This window comes from Flavobacterium sp. FG68 (assembly GCF_057808895.1).
The window spans coordinates 135838-150769 of record NZ_JBMDIY010000002.1; the positions used below are offsets into that span (position 1 = coordinate 135838).

Annotated in this window: 16 protein-coding genes; 10 read left to right on the forward strand and 6 right to left on the reverse strand. The window is 32.5% G+C overall.

Annotated elements, in window-relative coordinates:
• Positions 1-45: 45 nt before the first annotated feature.
• Entirely contained in the window at positions 46-189 is a 144-nt protein-coding gene (locus tag ACODSB_RS01935; RefSeq protein WP_165590703.1) for a hypothetical protein, read from the reverse strand.
• Between the two features lie 280 nt (positions 190-469).
• Here ACODSB_RS01935 and ACODSB_RS01940 point away from each other — a divergent pair, with 280 nt between their 5' ends.
• Together ACODSB_RS01940 and ACODSB_RS01945 are read left to right on the forward strand one after the other, a co-directional pair.
• Positions 470-790 (forward strand): roadblock/LC7 domain-containing protein, encoded by a 321-nt coding sequence (locus ACODSB_RS01940; RefSeq protein WP_053473346.1) that lies wholly within the window; start codon positions 470-472, stop codon positions 788-790.
• 22 nt (positions 791-812) lie between these two features.
• Positions 813-1187: a hypothetical protein gene (locus ACODSB_RS01945; RefSeq protein ID WP_053473345.1), complete on the forward strand. Its 375-nt coding sequence runs from the start codon at positions 813-815 to the stop codon at positions 1185-1187.
• Between the two features lie 72 nt (positions 1188-1259).
• On the opposite strand, the gene ACODSB_RS01950 is transcribed toward ACODSB_RS01945, so the two are convergent.
• Positions 1260-2036, reverse strand: coding sequence for an alpha/beta fold hydrolase (locus ACODSB_RS01950; RefSeq protein ID WP_488935800.1), 777 nt, complete (start codon positions 2034-2036; stop codon positions 1260-1262).
• Between the two features lie 342 nt (positions 2037-2378).
• Between ACODSB_RS01950 and ACODSB_RS01955 the strand changes: the two genes are divergently transcribed.
• Together ACODSB_RS01955 and ACODSB_RS01960 are read left to right on the forward strand one after the other, a co-directional pair.
• A complete protein-coding gene (locus ACODSB_RS01955; RefSeq protein ID WP_488935801.1) occupies positions 2379-2735 on the forward strand; it encodes a hypothetical protein in 357 nt (118 codons plus the stop codon).
• A gap of 90 nt (positions 2736-2825) precedes the next feature.
• Positions 2826-3344: a ferritin gene (locus tag ACODSB_RS01960; RefSeq protein WP_180855885.1), complete on the forward strand. Its 519-nt coding sequence runs from the start codon at positions 2826-2828 to the stop codon at positions 3342-3344.
• 53 nt (positions 3345-3397) lie between these two features.
• Here the strand turns inward: ACODSB_RS01960 and ACODSB_RS01965 are convergent, their stop codons facing one another.
• Both ACODSB_RS01965 and ACODSB_RS01970 read right to left on the reverse strand, forming a co-directional pair.
• Positions 3398-4297, reverse strand: coding sequence for an alpha/beta fold hydrolase (locus tag ACODSB_RS01965; protein WP_488935802.1), 900 nt, complete (start codon positions 4295-4297; stop codon positions 3398-3400).
• Between the two features lie 6 nt (positions 4298-4303).
• On the reverse strand, positions 4304-5596 hold the full coding sequence (locus ACODSB_RS01970; protein WP_488935803.1) for an aminopeptidase P family protein: 1293 nt from the start codon (positions 5594-5596) through the stop codon (positions 4304-4306).
• 608 nt (positions 5597-6204) lie between these two features.
• Here ACODSB_RS01970 and ACODSB_RS01975 point away from each other — a divergent pair.
• Positions 6205-7059: a hypothetical protein gene (locus ACODSB_RS01975; protein WP_488935804.1), complete on the forward strand. Its 855-nt coding sequence runs from the start codon at positions 6205-6207 to the stop codon at positions 7057-7059.
• Positions 7060-7149: 90 nt separating this feature from the next.
• On the opposite strand, the gene ACODSB_RS01980 is transcribed toward ACODSB_RS01975, so the two are convergent.
• Entirely contained in the window at positions 7150-7557 is a 408-nt protein-coding gene (locus ACODSB_RS01980) for a helix-turn-helix domain-containing protein (protein WP_488935805.1), read from the reverse strand.
• A gap of 121 nt (positions 7558-7678) precedes the next feature.
• On the opposite strand from ACODSB_RS01980, the gene ACODSB_RS01985 reads away from it, so the two are divergent.
• The 3 genes from ACODSB_RS01985 to ACODSB_RS01995 are packed head-to-tail and all read left to right on the forward strand — an operon-like array spanning position 7679 to position 10137.
• Complete coding sequence (locus tag ACODSB_RS01985) at positions 7679-9076, forward strand: polymer-forming cytoskeletal protein (RefSeq protein WP_488935806.1); 1398 nt, start codon at positions 7679-7681, stop codon at positions 9074-9076.
• The gene (locus ACODSB_RS01990; RefSeq protein WP_053473336.1) at positions 9073-9678 is read left to right on the forward strand and encodes a hypothetical protein; all 606 of its coding nucleotides are present in this window, start codon (positions 9073-9075) and stop codon (positions 9676-9678) included. The genes ACODSB_RS01985 and ACODSB_RS01990 overlap by 4 nt, the downstream gene beginning before the upstream one ends.
• A gap of 21 nt (positions 9679-9699) precedes the next feature.
• On the forward strand, positions 9700-10137 hold the full coding sequence (locus tag ACODSB_RS01995; RefSeq protein ID WP_488935807.1) for a GNAT family N-acetyltransferase: 438 nt from the start codon (positions 9700-9702) through the stop codon (positions 10135-10137).
• Between the two features lie 396 nt (positions 10138-10533).
• Here ACODSB_RS01995 and ACODSB_RS02000 read toward each other — a convergent pair whose 3' ends face one another.
• A complete protein-coding gene (locus tag ACODSB_RS02000; RefSeq protein ID WP_488935808.1) occupies positions 10534-11895 on the reverse strand; it encodes a hydroxymethylglutaryl-CoA synthase family protein in 1362 nt (453 codons plus the stop codon).
• A gap of 356 nt (positions 11896-12251) precedes the next feature.
• Here ACODSB_RS02000 and ACODSB_RS02005 point away from each other — a divergent pair, with 356 nt between their 5' ends.
• Together ACODSB_RS02005 and ACODSB_RS02010 are read left to right on the forward strand one after the other, a co-directional pair.
• Positions 12252-12917 (forward strand): succinate dehydrogenase cytochrome b subunit, encoded by a 666-nt coding sequence (locus tag ACODSB_RS02005; RefSeq protein ID WP_488935809.1) that lies wholly within the window; start codon positions 12252-12254, stop codon positions 12915-12917.
• Positions 12918-12928: 11 nt separating this feature from the next.
• A complete protein-coding gene (locus ACODSB_RS02010; RefSeq protein WP_256636285.1) occupies positions 12929-14929 on the forward strand; it encodes a fumarate reductase/succinate dehydrogenase flavoprotein subunit in 2001 nt (666 codons plus the stop codon).
• Positions 14930-14932 lie beyond the last annotated feature (3 nt).

Below are 14932 nucleotides of genomic sequence, written 5' to 3' on the forward strand. Positions count from 1 at the left end.
CGCAATTATTATTAAATAATAATTGCGGCTTTTTGTAAGTAGTTTTTAACTAAATATTTTTTTAAAGAAACCTTTCTTTTCAGATTCTTTTGAATTTGGAGTATTTACTGGTCCGTTTTCAAAGCGAAATCTTCTAAACTTCATCAGTTTTACATTTAAATCAAAGCGTAATTCGTCAACTGTTTTCATTGGAATAATTTTTAGCAAATTTAAGAAAAACTTCTATTAAACTGATTATCTGTACTTATCAAACCTATGTTTTGAATTTTTTGAACTAAAATGTTTCATTTTTGAGTAAATCTCTTTTTTCTGTTAAATATTTTTGAAGATTTTCTTTTAAAGATCGAGTTAAATTATACTATAAATAAAAGTGAGTCAGATAGTTGGGTGTTCTATTTTTTTAACAAGTGTTCATCAAACAATTTTATTTATTAAAAATAACTTTGACATTCTTAAACATTTTAACATTATGATTGACTTAAATACATTGGTTGAAGAAACAGGCGCAGAGTCTGGAATTACCTTTAATATAGACGGAATTTTATTAGAATCTGTTAATCTTGAATATGACGGAAATGTTGCCGCAATGATTGGAATGATTTTAAAAATGTGTTTAGAAATGTCTGAAGATGTTAACAATGGTGACTTAAAACAAGTCATGATTAAAAACAATGACGGGATCGTGGTTGCAAATAAAGATCAGGATGATAATTGTGTTGCCTTGCTGTCTAAAGATATCAGTAAAATGGGCCTGCTGCTTAGAAAAATGGATACCGTTTTCAATAATTAATTTAAACCAATATATATAAAACATGTCAGATTTTTTACAGAATTTTCAAAATGATTTAAGAGAGAATGTTAGCGGATTTATTGCAGTTTCAGTAACTGAGGTTGAGACAGGAATGTCTTATTGCTCACTTTCTATAAATCCAGATTTCGATCCGGAATTAGCCTCTGCTTATAATCTAGAAGTTGTAAAAGCAAAATTAAACGCCATTAAAGCTCTAGGATTAGATCAAAAAATAAACGATATTTTAATTACATTAACAGATCAAATACATATTATAGACGTTTCTGAAGACGGACAGTATTTTATTTACTTAGCTGTTGATGCAAAAAAAGCGAATCTTGGATTAACAAGAGCGACTTTGGGGAAATTCAAAAAAGACATCATTTCAAAACTATAAGTTTTGCTTCTAATAAAAAAAGGCCATTTCGAAATTTCGAATGGCCTTTTTTGCTTTTAATATCTCAATTATTTAGTTGAAGAAATCTAACAAGATTGGTTTTAGTTCTTCTTTATTTTCGATGTGACTCATGTGTCCATCTTCAGAAGAAACCAATTCTACAGTTGTGTCTTCAATTTGAGCAAGACTTTCCTCGTAGTTTAAAACAGGATCTTTTTTACCTAAAATCAATAAAACCGGAAATCTGTTTTCGTGTAAAAGCCATTCGCGGTCTTTTCGTATTTTCATGCCTTCAAGCGAAGCCACAATTCCCTGCAAAGGAGTTTTTAAAGCTTGTTCCTTTACTTTTTCAATTTCGTCTGCTAAGCGGGTTCTGTTACTTTCGCTGAATAAATTCGCAATCGCCAAGCTTACAAAGTTTACATAATTTTGTTTTACTGCTTTAATGGCGCGCGTTCTGTTTAATTTTTTTTCGGCACTATCTTCTTTAGAAGTCGAATTTAGTAAAACTAATTTTTTAATGTTTTCCGGGAATAATTCGGCGAAAGCCAAAGCAACATAGCCGCCCATAGAATGACCTAAAATAGTTGCTTTTTCAATTTTTAAAGATTCTAAAACTTCGTAAACAACACTTGCATTGTTTTCCATTTCATGAACGTAACCTAAAGAATCAGATTCTCCGTGACCTAATAAATCGATTGTAATGACACGATATTTTTCTGAAAACAATTCAACATATTCTGCCCACATTTTTTTGTTTTCCAAAAAGCCATGAAGCAGTACAATTGCGCTTCCTTCTCCAGAGTCAGTAAAAGATATTTTGGTGTTTTTATATAAAATGTTTTTCAAAACGATATTTTTTGTTGTGATACGCAAAGTTAAGAAAGCTGAAGTAAAATATTGTGATGTCTTGATTTAATTGGGAAATCTTTAGAATAATTATAGATTTATTTATAACAGAGCGATATTTCTTCTCTAAAAATTTGATGACCTATTTCATTTACCTGCATAATTTCTAAATTTTTTATTTTTAAAATTAAATAAATGATACTGTAGAATACTACGGTCTTTGAGTGTACTTAAGCTGTTTTTAAGAACATTAAGTGATTTTGTTATTTTAAATTAGTCTTACATTATGCGTTTAATTACTTTAAATTCTATATTTTTGCACCGTTATTATATTTTATCAGAATGGCATTAATTAGTGATTTGACCACCAAAGTATTATTTGAAACCGAAAAAGGATACAGTTATCAATGTGATTTGACTAATAGTATAATCATCAATTTTGTTGATACGATGTCAAGTTATAAAATTCATGATTTTTTGATTTTTCAAAGAAAGGTTAATAGCGTTGACATTCTCAATATGCTTTATGACTTATCTGATCAGTCAGACGCGCAGCTGATTGAAACTACCAAAAGAAATTTTTCCAGAAATCTTACTATCTGTGAAATAGTGCAGTTAAGAGATTTATTAAACGGAACAAAATTTACTCTCAACTTACACTCTTTGCTTTGTAATACGGTCAACGTCGAGCTTATTTAGATTCTTACTTAGATTAAATCCAAATTTTCAGGCGTTTAGAGCTGTCTTCTTTAATTTTTGTAATTTTACATATATAAAAAATTAAAGGTTATGAAAGATTTACTAAGAACCAGTACTTCATTAGTTGAAGGAATAGAAAATATATTGAACTTACAGGCAAAAATTGAAAGCGACGCTTCTAATAAATATTTAGCTATGGCTGCATGGCTGGATAGAAACGGTTATGCACATACAGCATCGTATTTGTATAAGCAAGCTGAAGAAGAGAGAGAACATTTTCTAAAAATTTTTAAATTCATTACAGACATGGGAGGGATTGCAGTTACGCCATCTGTTCCAGAAGTGCAGCAAGAATTTGCTTCTTTTAGAGAAGTGTTTGAAATTGCTTTGCAAAACGAAATTGCAGTTACTCAGGCAATCAATAGAGTAATTGCAAAATGTAGAGCCGAAAATGATTATGCTACAGAAGATTTTATGATGTGGTATGTGGCTGAGCAAAGAGAAGAAGAGAAAAACGCAAGAAGAGCTTTAGAACTTTTTGAACTGATCAACGGAAACGAAGCTGATGGCAAATTTCAATTAGATCTTCAGATTTCAAAAATCGGATAATAAACGTTTATAAAATCAAAAAGCCCTTAATAACATTAAGGGCTTTTTGATTTTTATGATTTTAAAAATGAATTAATATCCGAGAAGTATTTTTCTCTCGCATCAAGCCATCCGTAATGTTTAGAATGTTCTAATAAAATGAGCTTAGAATTTGGAAAAGTTTGATGTGCCAATTCTCCAATTTCATTACTGATAATATCTTCTTTTCCCTGAATAATTAAAACCGGATTTTTGAAGGTTTTTAGCTTGTCTTTGCAGTCAAAATTCATTTTCTGCATATCAGACCATAACAAACCATTTATTGTCGAATTTCCCTGTGTTAACCTTTCAGCAATTATCGGGATAAATTTACGATCGTAAACATAAGCCGGAGCCATTGCTCTTCCGCGTCCCAGTCTTGCTTTGTGAGACGTGTCGCCTTTTTCAATTTTATCATTCCAGTAATCCAGAGAATCTTTTTCAGCTTTGCTTAAACCGGCTTCAATTAAATTCGGACTTTTTAATAAAGTCAAATCAACGCCGCCAGATGATGATAAAATTAATTTATCGATACTATTTGGATAAACTGTTGCATAATACGAACCTAACATTCCACCAAAAGAATGCCCAAGAATATTCCATTTTTTAATTTTAAGATGTTTTCGTAACGATTCGATATCATCGGCCATTATTTTCATTGAAATGGTCTTAGTATCTAATTTTGAAAGTTTTGATTTTCCGGTTCCTCTTTGATCGTAAATTATCGTTTGCTGATTTTCACCCAGCGTTTTCGCCATATCTTCAAAACCATTGCTGTTCATTCCCGGGCCGCCGTTTATAATTAAAAGCGGTTCGCCTTTTCCAAAAGTTTTGTAATAAGTTTTACTTCCGTCAGTATTAACTGCATAGCCTTCTGTCTGGGCAAAAATGTTTCCCAAAAACAATAAAAATCCAACTAGAAAAATCTTTTTCATCGTGAACTAAGAATTCATCAAAGTTTCGATTTCATCCACTTCAACAGGAATATTGCGCATTAAGTTAAAAGGTTCTCCTTTTTCTTGAACCACAACATTATCTTCCAAGCGAATTCCGAATTTCTCATCCGGAATATAAATTCCAGGTTCAACCGTAAAAACCATATTTGCTTTCATTGGTTCGTGAAGCAAACCGTAATCGTGCGTATCAAGACCTAAATGGTGAGAAGTTCCGTGCATGAAATATTTTTTGTAAGCCGGCCATTCTGGATTTTCGTTCTGAACATCGGCTTTAGAAATTAAACCTAAACCAATTAATTCCGAAGTCATAATTTTACCCACTTCAACATGATATTGTTTCCAAAGTGTTCCCGGAGTCAGCATTTTTGTAGCTTCATTTTTAACTCTTAAAACAGCGTTGTAAACTGCTTTTTGACGATCAGAAAAACGTCCCGAAACTGGAATCGTTCTGGTCATATCGCTTGAATAATTCGCATATTCTGCCGCAACGTCTAATAAAATTAAATCTCCGGCTTTGCATTGCTGATTGTTTTCGATATAATGTAAAACATTGGCATTGTTTCCAGAAGCAATAATTGGCGTGTAAGCAAAACCTTTAGAACGGTTACGGATAAATTCATGAGCTAATTCTGCTTCGATTTCATATTCCGTAACATTTGGTTTCACGAATGATAATAATCTGCGGAAACCTTTTTCTGTAATATCGCAAGCCTGCTGAATCAAATCAATTTCTTCGCTTTCTTTTACAGAACGAATTCTTTGTAGAATTGGATTACTTTTCGCAACATTATGCGCTGGGTAACGATCTTTCCACCATTTTACAAAACGCGCTTCGCGAGTTTCTACTTCAACAGTTGCGCGGTAATGTTCATTTGTATTGATATACATCGTATCGGCATACGTCATCATTTCGTTCAAAACTTTATGAAAATCCTGTAACCAATAAACCGTTCTAATTCCCGAAACCTGAAAAGCACGTTCTTTAGTCAGTTTTTCACCTTCCCAAACTGCTATATGATCATTAGTTTCTCTTAAAAAAAGAATTTCTCTTTGATGCTCATAAGGCGCATCTGGAAACAAAAGCAAAACACTTTCTTCCTGATCTACACCACTTAGATAAAAAATATCTCTGTGTTGCGCAAACGGCAAAGTACTGTCGGCACTAATTGGGTAAATGTCATTTGAGTTGAAAACGGCAACCGAATTAGGTTTCATTTCTGCCGTGAATTTTTTGCGGTTTTTTACAAAAAGAGCGCTGTTTATTTGATGATATTTCATAATAACTTAGTTTTTGAACTTCGAATTTCAAAATTAGTGATTTTTGAATAAGTGGCGTATAATTGATTTATTAAAGTTTTCTTATTTGTTTTTTGGGTTTGCCACGAAGGCGCTAAGGCACAAAGTTTTTTCTTCAAACTGTAATGAAATAATCTCGCAAAGTCGCAAAGACGCAAAATTTACGACTTTTTTGTCTTCCTGAGCGAAGTCGAAGGATTAGCGCAAATTTTTACACAATCTTGTCATCTCGACGAAGGAGAGATCTCCACAAGTAGCTCGACAAAGATTGATAAACACAAAGTCTTGTCATTTCGAGGAACGAGAAATCGCACTAGAAACTCGACAAAGATTGGCGATTCTCTTTGTAGATTCCCGAGTGCGATTTCTCCTCCGTCGAAATGACAATATTGAGAAATCCCAGAATCATAATTTGGGCGTGCCCCTCCGGGTCGGGCTTTCGGCTATATCTTTTATTCCGCTCCGCTGCATAAAAGGATACCGCCTCTATCCCTCACGCGAATTTGGTTTCATAAGAAAATTTTTATTTAATCTATTGTGGTTTTGTATATTCGTAAACTAGAATAATTGAATTATATAATAGTCAAAGAATGAGTTTAAATGAAGTGTTTTCAAATCGGGAATTGGCAACAATAGTTTGGGGGGTAATTATTCTTGTTTTAATAAATTTAAAAAAAGAAATTAGAGAATCAACTTTTAAACTGTTAAAGTCATTTTTTGTAGAAGGAATATTATTTACAGTTTTGTTACTAGTTTTTTATACAATATTTATGGTTTTGGTATTAAAACATTATAAATTTTGGAATTTTAATTTGCTTAAAGATACTGTATTGTGGTTTTTTAGTTTTGGATTTATGTCATTTTTTAAATTAAATGAGGCAAAAGAAATATCGTTCTTCTTTAAGGTTTTAAAAGATAATTTTAAACTTACTATTTTCTTAGAGTTTTTTCTGAATTTTTATACTTTTAGTTTTGTTACAGAATTGGTTATAATTCCAACTTTTACCGTTGTCTATTTAATGAATTTAGTTTCGCAAAACAAAGATGAATATCAACCAGTATTTAAATTAACTAAAATAATTATTGAACTCATTGGTTTATTTTGTATAATATTTGCTGTATATAAATTCATTTTTCATAATGAAAATATTCTAAGCGTATATAATCTAAATGCATTTGTTTTACCAATTCAACTTACGGTTTTAAGTATTCCGTTCTTTTATTTCCTGTCTTTATATAGTAATTATGAAAATCTTTTTTTGAGAGTGAAATTTATGAATAAAGATCTTGAAATACAACGTAAGATAAAACTACAAATTCTTAAAAAAGCAAACATAAATCTAAACACATTAAAAAGAATAGACGAAAAGCTTACAGGATTTAATTTATTTGAATTGACAGATATTAACCAGAAAGATAAAAATCAAGATTATAAAGATTTATAATACGTAGTAGTATTCATAATATTATAAAAAAAAACCGAAGCCAATCCAGCTTCGGTTTCTTATTTACTTAGAGTTAAATCTTTTTGGTAATTATTTTTCTTTAAGTAATTTTTCTAAATAAGTTGCTTTATCTTTTTCGACTTGAATCAATCTTTCATAAAGTTGTACATTTTTATCAATAGCTTCAAGAAGTTTATCTAATGGATTAAAAGTGCAATTATAGTTTTTTATAGAAGAAGAGTCGTCATTATAAGTATTTCCAATAATATTAAAAACAGCATCTTCAGAAAAATTTTTAATAGCTTCGCTTGAAACTCCTAATGCATCAGCAATAGTTTTTAATTTTTCGTCGTCAACGCTTTCGCTTCCTTCAATAATAGAGATAGATTGTTGAGTTGTGCCAATTGCAAGAGCAAGCGCTTCCTGCTTCATGTTTCTAAGCTCTCTAATACGGCTGATATTTCGACCGATATGTTTTGGTTTTATTTCTGTGCTCATAGTTCAAAGATATTTAAAATTCTGTTACCTTATTTGGTTTATGTAGAAAACAAGGTTTTTCTTGTGAGATACAAATTGTAAATCTTTTCGCGGGTAAAAATACAACTTTTCTGACTATCGTTTGATTTTCAATTTAGAATTACGTAATCTTGATATTCAAAAAAATACTTCGAACAATACCAATAAAATGCAGACTTTCAATTTCAAATTAACAACAATAGCCGAAATCAAAACCAAATATCCTTTTTTAACTGAGGATGAAAAGTTTGATTATTTTGATGAATGGGAAGACGGGGATTTTTTTCTAACGGCAGAAGAAAATGTCAATTTTGAAGAAAATTTTTATTTAGATCTTTATGAAGATAAAGAGAAAAAATGGCTGGCCAAATTGCTAAATCTTCCCGTCAAAAAAATGGACGAAATAAGAATTGAAGGCATTTTTATAAACGGAGATTTTTCTGTTAATGGTTCAATTATAAATGCCGAAGGCGATTATGGGCCGTATGTTTTTATTAATGGAAATGTAAACTGCCAAAGTCTTTTACTTGGCGGTGCCAATGTTGAAATAAAAGAAAACGTTACAGCAAAAGAAGTTGTGATGACGTATTACAATCATGGAAATTTCAATTGTTTAGGTTCGATAAATTCTCCGGTTTTTATCGTTACAGATCACAATACAGCATTTGCCGAAAGAAAAAATGATTTGTTTTATTATAATGACAGAGATGAAATTGACCCAAAAAACGAATGCGAATATGATGATGAAACCGACGAAGAAATTATCTCAAACGAACTTCGAAAATTACTCGATAATCCGTTAATTGAAACTTTTGAAGAATTGGAAAGAGATTTGGCAAGAGGTGAATTGGTTTTAAAACAAAACAATCCACCCGCTAAAACTTATCAATATTGGCATGATCGTGTTTTGGCAAATTACAGAGATCTTAAACTGGTTCCAAAAGAATTTAAAACCGAAGAACTTTGTAATCTGGCATTGAATATTACATTTCATGCTTTGCCGTTTGTCGATCAGGATTTAATAACTTCTGAACTCTGCGAAAAATTAGTAAGCAAAGATGGTTTTGCGATTCAGGTAATTCCTGATGAATTTATAACGGAAGCACTTTATTTTAAAGCAGCCGAAAACGGTACAACTTTAAGATTAATTCCAGAAGATTATTATTCGGAAGAATTGATTTTGTTAGTTTTTAAAAACGGAAAACATCAACCGGATATTAACGATGTTCCTTCTCAATTTATAACAGAAAACCTTCTTGTAGAATATGTGAAAATTGGAAAAGGATTGTGGCTCGATAAAGCCTGCAAAGCAACGGGAATTGATAAGTTGCAGGTTTTAAAGCAAGTAATCGATTCTGGAATAGAATATTTAGATAATATTTTTGGAAATCATTTTAGTAAAGAAACCGTTGAATATTCTTTTTCTGTTTATAAAAATCAAGAAGATTGGAAGAAGTATGTTCAAAAATACAAACAGAAATTTGAACGACTTGAGAAATGAAAGAGCTATTAATAGAAAGTAAAGGAATAAGAACCAAGGAGTATTTCATACCGCCTTTTGAGTTAAGAGAAGGGGAGTTGGTTATTTTGTATTTGTATGGAGGGGCTCATTTTCAAGGCATCAAAACGGAATTAGTGAATGTTTTTACTGGAAGAATAAAAAATGAAAATGTGATTGTCACGAAGTCGTTGACTTATGTAGATTATTTTAGAGAATCAAAATTTAGAAGTTTGTTTTTCCCACTAAGAGTTGGCAAATATTTAAAGAAAAGTGGAAATTTAGAAAGCAAATTTATCCAGAAAATTTATGAAATTCCCTGGATTAATAAAAAGACGAAAATAAACGAACTTCACTGGAATTCTAAAAGACTACTTTCATTATACACAACATTTTCTAAAACAAAACATATTGTTTTTGAATTAGCAGGACTAGGGCCTGATGATGCAAAAGAAAACTATGATATAGTTAGAAATGAAATTAGAAAAGGAGGTTCTGCGATACTTATTGATTGGGCTTCCGACATGAAAGATGATTGCGATAAATTTATAACTTTAGAATGGCTGATCGATTTTGAAGAAAATAAAACAGTGTTTAAAATCTAAATGGGTTAAATCGAATTAATTATGAAGCCAAAAATTAAAATCAGAAAAATCAAAAAACAAGATCTAGACTTTGTCTATAAAGCAATCTGTGAACTCGAAAATGAAGTTTTAGATTTTGAAGTTTTCAAGACGATATTCAATGAAAACATTTCAAACCCAAGAAATCTATATCTAATTGCCGAAAATGAAACGGAAGGTTTAGGATTTATCAGTTTTCATACCCAAAATCTCCTGCATCATTGCGGATTGGTTGGTGAAATACAGGAGTTTTTTATTCATCAAAATTATCGTGGTCAAGGCGTTGGAAGATTATTAATAAATGAGATTTTAAATTTTGCAGATCAAAATAATTTAAGAAGTATCGAAGTTACCACAAACAAAAAACGAGTAGAAAATGTTGCGATTTATGAAAATCTTGGTTTTACTTTGAGTCATAATAAGTTTACTATTTATAAATAATTATTCTCAAAGATTTCAATAGCCCCCAGTTTCAACTGGGGGTAATATTGGGACAAAAGACAAGGCTTTAGCCAAAAAGGAGTATTTAGGCTAAAGCCATTTATATTAAACTTTCTTAACCTCCAGCTAAAGCTGGAGGCAATTTAATTTATGTGTGACGACCTTTGTCAAAGTTTAAAACTTTGACAAAGGTTTTTTTGGCGCAAAGCTTGTCATCCTGAGCGAAGTCGAAGGACACGCAAGGAGCTCCGCTTGCAAAATCGACAATCTTTGTATAGCTGCTAACGTGTCCTTCGACTTCGCTCAGGATGACAAACGTTGTATTATAAAAACAAAAAACCGAAGCAATAGCTTCGGTTTTTTATTGGAATTTGGGATTTCAAAAATTGGAATTTACTAATCCACCCATTTATAATATCTCGCTCCAATCAAAACTGGAATCTCTTTTTCAATTCGGTCTAAAACCCATTCATTTTTTGGAGTTCTTACGCTTTGTTTTAATTCTTTTTTATGAAGACTTTCATAAGTATTGAAATCAATTTCTACGCTTTCGGCTAAATTTTCAAAAAGTTTGACATCTGCCAAAGGTGATTTCCATTCTGGTTGAATTGTTCCTTCAAAAACTTTTGATTTCGATCCGCTTCCGTAAGCTAAGAAACCAAATTTAGTTCCCGAAATTGCTGCATTCGTATCATAAAAATGAGCCAAAGTCGACAATAATCCCATGAAAATAGAACCTGTGTAAAGATTTCCAATTAAGGAAGAAGCTAATTCTGCAGGTTGTAATTTCTCGGTTACAAAACTTTTGTAATCTTCAGATTTTGCTACTTCTTTAATTTTTGTCTGATAATCTGCAGGTGCAATATCATCGGCAATAATTTTTTCGGCACTGTCTAAAGCGTAAATTTCAGATAACATTCTTCTTCCCTGGAAAGAATATGGCAAATGCATCACAATACTATGCCAAGTGTTGTATAACGTTTCGGTTGTATTTTTTAATTTTTTAAATGAAAAGTAAGCATTTCGCGTACGATCCATATAACATTGATTTGAATATTGTCCGTCAAAAACCGGCTGGTCTTTGTGAATTTCGATTTCGGCTTCTAAATTGTCAAACCAGGAATCATTGTTGGTATTTTTTGTGATTTCTTCTTTAGAGATAGTTCTGTACGGTTTAAAGAAATCAAAAACACCTTTTGTACTTGTTGCCCAATTATCATCAAAAGCAATAATTTTTGGATTTGCCGTAATCAGCATCGCAACCGCTCCGGCACCTTGTGTATATTCCCCGCCAGAATTTAAATCATATTTAGCAAAATCGGTCGTAACTACAATTGCTTTTTTGGCCGGGTTTAATTTTACAAAATCAAGACAGTTTTGCAAAGCGTCAACTCCGCCAATACAGGCAAAAGTAAAATCTACAACATCGCATTCTGCCAATGAATCTTCGCCAAATTTTTGCTCCATTAAATTAATTAAATAAGAAGCAATTGGTTTTGAGCTGTCAATTCCGCTTTCGGTACCAACATAAATTCGGCTTATTTCGTTTAGGTTGATTTTATTATCAGTAATAAGTTTAGTTAAAGCATTTGCTCCAAAAACAACCGCATCCTGATGAACATCCGGAAAAGTCATTTTAAGTAATCCAAGACCTTTTTCTAATTTTTCTGGTTCAATATTTCTGGCAATTGCCAAAGTTTTTATGGGTAAGTGTATGTTTGCAACATCAAAAGAGATGGCATCAATTCCTGTTTTCATTCTTATTTTTTTGAGCTGCTAAAGGTAAAACTATGTTATGGAATGACAATTTTTTGCTTACATAAAATTATGTACAGCTGGTACTTTTGAAGAAAACAAATCAAAACTTTGAATAAAATATCAATATCATAATTTTTAGGAAACTCATAAGTATTGAAATTAGGCTGAAATCACTCTAAAGCAGTTTTTTATGCTTTTTTATACTAAATTATTTATTATTAAAAATAAATTTATACGTAAAAATACGTATACGTAGTCTATTTTAAAATGATTATAAATAACAACGAAATGGTTGTAGTTCTTTGGTAATTGAGTTATTTTTGTCTAATTTTTTAAAACAAACTACTTAAACACTTATGGCACAATCTGCACAGTTGAATGCTTCCATCTTAAAGAAAGTGGCTATGGCCCTTTCGGGAATATTCTTAATCACGTTTTTAGCGCTGCATGTTACCTTAAATTTTATTTCTATTTTGAGTGAAATCGTTTTCAACGAAGTCTCTCATTTTATGGGTTACAATCCGTTGATACAATATGTAATGCAGCCAGTTTTGGCATTCGGAGTAATTTTGCACTTCGTAATGGGATTCATTCTTACTGCTCAAAACAGCGCAGCAAGACCAATTGCATATGCGAAATACAACGGAGCTGCAAATGCTTCTTGGAGTTCTAGAAATATGATTATTTCTGGATTGGTTATTTTGGCTTTCTTAGGATTGCATTTTTATGATTTCTGGTTTCCTGAACTAGGCTATAAATATATAGCAGGAACAGCTCCAGATGCTACAAGGTATTACGGAGAGTTAGTTCATAAATTTCATAGTCCGGTACGTACAGGATTGTACTGTGTGTCTTTTATACTTTTAGGATTTCACTTATGGCACGGATTTGCATCTTCTCTACAATCAATGGGAATGCACAACAAATATTCTCGATTTTTAAGCAAAGTTGGTTTATGGTTTGCAGTTGTGGTGCCAGCCGCTTTCGTAATTATCGCATTATTTCATCATTTCAATAATTAATATCAATTATAATGGCATTAGATTCAAAAATTCCAAGTGGTCCTATAGCGGACAAATGGACAAATTATAAAGATCATATTAATTTAGTAAACCCTGCTAACAAACGTAATTTAGATATTATCGTAGTTGGTACAGGTTTAGCCGGAGGTTCTGCTGCGGCTACTTTGGCTGAGTTAGGGTATAACGTAAAAGCATTTTGTTTTCAGGATTCACCTCGTCGTGCGCACTCTATTGCTGCACAAGGAGGTATTAATGCTGCAAAAAATTATAAAGGTGACGGTGACTCGGTTTACAGATTGTTCTACGATACTGTAAAAGGTGGTGACTACCGTGCACGTGAGGCAAACGTTCACCGTTTGGCTGAAGTTTCTGCAAATATTATTGACCAGTGTGTGGCTCAAGGTGTACCATTGGCTCGTGAATATGGCGGACTTCTTGATAACCGTTCTTTTGGAGGAACTTTGGTTTCTCGTACATTTTATGCACAAGGGCAAACAGGACAACAATTATTGTTAGGAGCTTATTCTGCAATGAACCGTCAAATTGGTCGTGGAAAAATTAAAATGTACAACCGTCACGAAATGCTTGACATTGTAATCGTTGACGGAAAAGCGAGAGGTATTATCGCTCGTAACTTAATCACCGGAGAAATCGAAAGACATTCTGCTCACGCGGTAGTAATTGGTTCTGGAGGATACGGAAACGTATTTTTCCTTTCAACAAATGCTATGGGAAGTAACGCAACAGCAGCTTGGAAAATTCATAAAAAAGGAGCGTTTTTCGCAAATCCTTGTTACACACAAATTCACCCAACATGTATTCCGGTTTCTGGAGATCACCAGTCAAAACTGACTTTGATGTCTGAATCTTTACGTAATGACGGTCGTATTTGGGTTCCTGCAAAATTAGAAGATGCTCAGGCAATCCGTGAAGGAAAGAAAAAAGCAACAGATTTATCTGAAGAAGAAAGAGATTATTTCTTAGAAAGAAGATATCCTGCTTTTGGTAACTTAGTACCTCGTGACGTTGCGTCTCGTGCAGCTAAAGAAAGATGTGATGCTGGTTTTGGAGTTAACAAAACGGGTGAAGCGGTTTACTTGGATTTCGCAGCAGCAATTAAACGTTACGGAACGGAGGATGCTTACGTAAAAGGTTTAGATGATAAGGATGCTGCTTTGGTAACTAAATTAGGAGCTGCAATCGTGAAAAGTAAATACGGAAACTTATTCCAGATGTATTACAAAATCGTTGACGAAGATCCTTATACAACACCAATGATGATTTACCCAGCGGTTCACTACACAATGGGTGGAACTTGGGTTGATTATAACTTAATGACTACAATTCCTGGATGTTTCTCAATTGGAGAATCTAACTTCTCTGATCACGGAGCAAACAGACTTGGAGCTTCTGCTTTAATGCAAGGTTTAGCTGATGGATATTTTGTATTGCCATATACTATTGGAGATTATTTAGCTCCGGATATTAAAATGGGAGAAATTTCTACAGACTTACCAGAATTCGTTGAAGCTGAGAAAGCGGTTGTTGATCAAATTAATAAATTTATCAATAATAACGGAACTCATTCTGTTGATTATTTCCACAAAAAACTTGGAAAAATCATGTGGAATAAAGTAGGTATGGCTCGTAATGCTAAAGGTTTAACTGAGGCTATCGAAGAAATTGCTGCTTTACGTGAAGAGTTTTATAAAGATGTAAAAGTTCCTGGAAGCGCTTACGAATTTAATCAGGAATTAGAAAAAGCAACTCGTGTTGCCGATTTCTTAGAATTAGGAGAATTGTTCGCGAAAGATGCTTTACACCGTAATGAATCTTGTGGAGGTCACTTCCGTGAGGAGTACCAAACAGAAGAAGGAGAAGCACTTCGTGATGATGATAACTTTGCATATGTTGCAGCTTGGGAATACAAAGGAAAACCAAGTGATGCAGTATTACACAAAGAACCTCTTAATTACGAAAACATTAAATTAGTTCAAAGAAGTTATAAATAAGAA

Bases quoted from the DNA above. Each gene is read 5' to 3' on its own strand.
- ACODSB_RS01935 (WP_165590703.1), bottom strand. From the start codon at position 189: ATGAAAACAGTTGACGAATTACGCTTTGATTTAAATGTAAAACTGATG.
- ACODSB_RS01940 (WP_053473346.1), top strand. From the start codon at position 470: ATGATTGACTTAAATACATTGGTTGAAGAAACAGGCGCAGAGTCTGGA.
- ACODSB_RS01945 (WP_053473345.1), top strand. From the start codon at position 813: ATGTCAGATTTTTTACAGAATTTTCAAAATGATTTAAGAGAGAATGTT.
- ACODSB_RS01955 (WP_488935801.1), top strand. From the start codon at position 2,379: ATGGCATTAATTAGTGATTTGACCACCAAAGTATTATTTGAAACCGAA.
- ACODSB_RS01960 (WP_180855885.1), top strand. From the start codon at position 2,826: ATGAAAGATTTACTAAGAACCAGTACTTCATTAGTTGAAGGAATAGAA.
- ACODSB_RS01965 (WP_488935802.1), bottom strand. From the start codon at position 4,297: ATGAAAAAGATTTTTCTAGTTGGATTTTTATTGTTTTTGGGAAACATT.
- ACODSB_RS01970 (WP_488935803.1), bottom strand. From the start codon at position 5,596: ATGAAATATCATCAAATAAACAGCGCTCTTTTTGTAAAAAACCGCAAA.
- ACODSB_RS01975 (WP_488935804.1), top strand. From the start codon at position 6,205: ATGAGTTTAAATGAAGTGTTTTCAAATCGGGAATTGGCAACAATAGTT.
- ACODSB_RS01980 (WP_488935805.1), bottom strand. From the start codon at position 7,557: ATGAGCACAGAAATAAAACCAAAACATATCGGTCGAAATATCAGCCGT.
- ACODSB_RS01990 (WP_053473336.1), top strand. From the start codon at position 9,073: ATGAAAGAGCTATTAATAGAAAGTAAAGGAATAAGAACCAAGGAGTAT.
- ACODSB_RS01995 (WP_488935807.1), top strand. From the start codon at position 9,700: ATGAAGCCAAAAATTAAAATCAGAAAAATCAAAAAACAAGATCTAGAC.
- ACODSB_RS02000 (WP_488935808.1), bottom strand. From the start codon at position 11,895: ATGAAAACAGGAATTGATGCCATCTCTTTTGATGTTGCAAACATACAC.
- ACODSB_RS02005 (WP_488935809.1), top strand. From the start codon at position 12,252: ATGGCACAATCTGCACAGTTGAATGCTTCCATCTTAAAGAAAGTGGCT.
- ACODSB_RS02010 (WP_256636285.1), top strand. From the start codon at position 12,929: ATGGCATTAGATTCAAAAATTCCAAGTGGTCCTATAGCGGACAAATGG.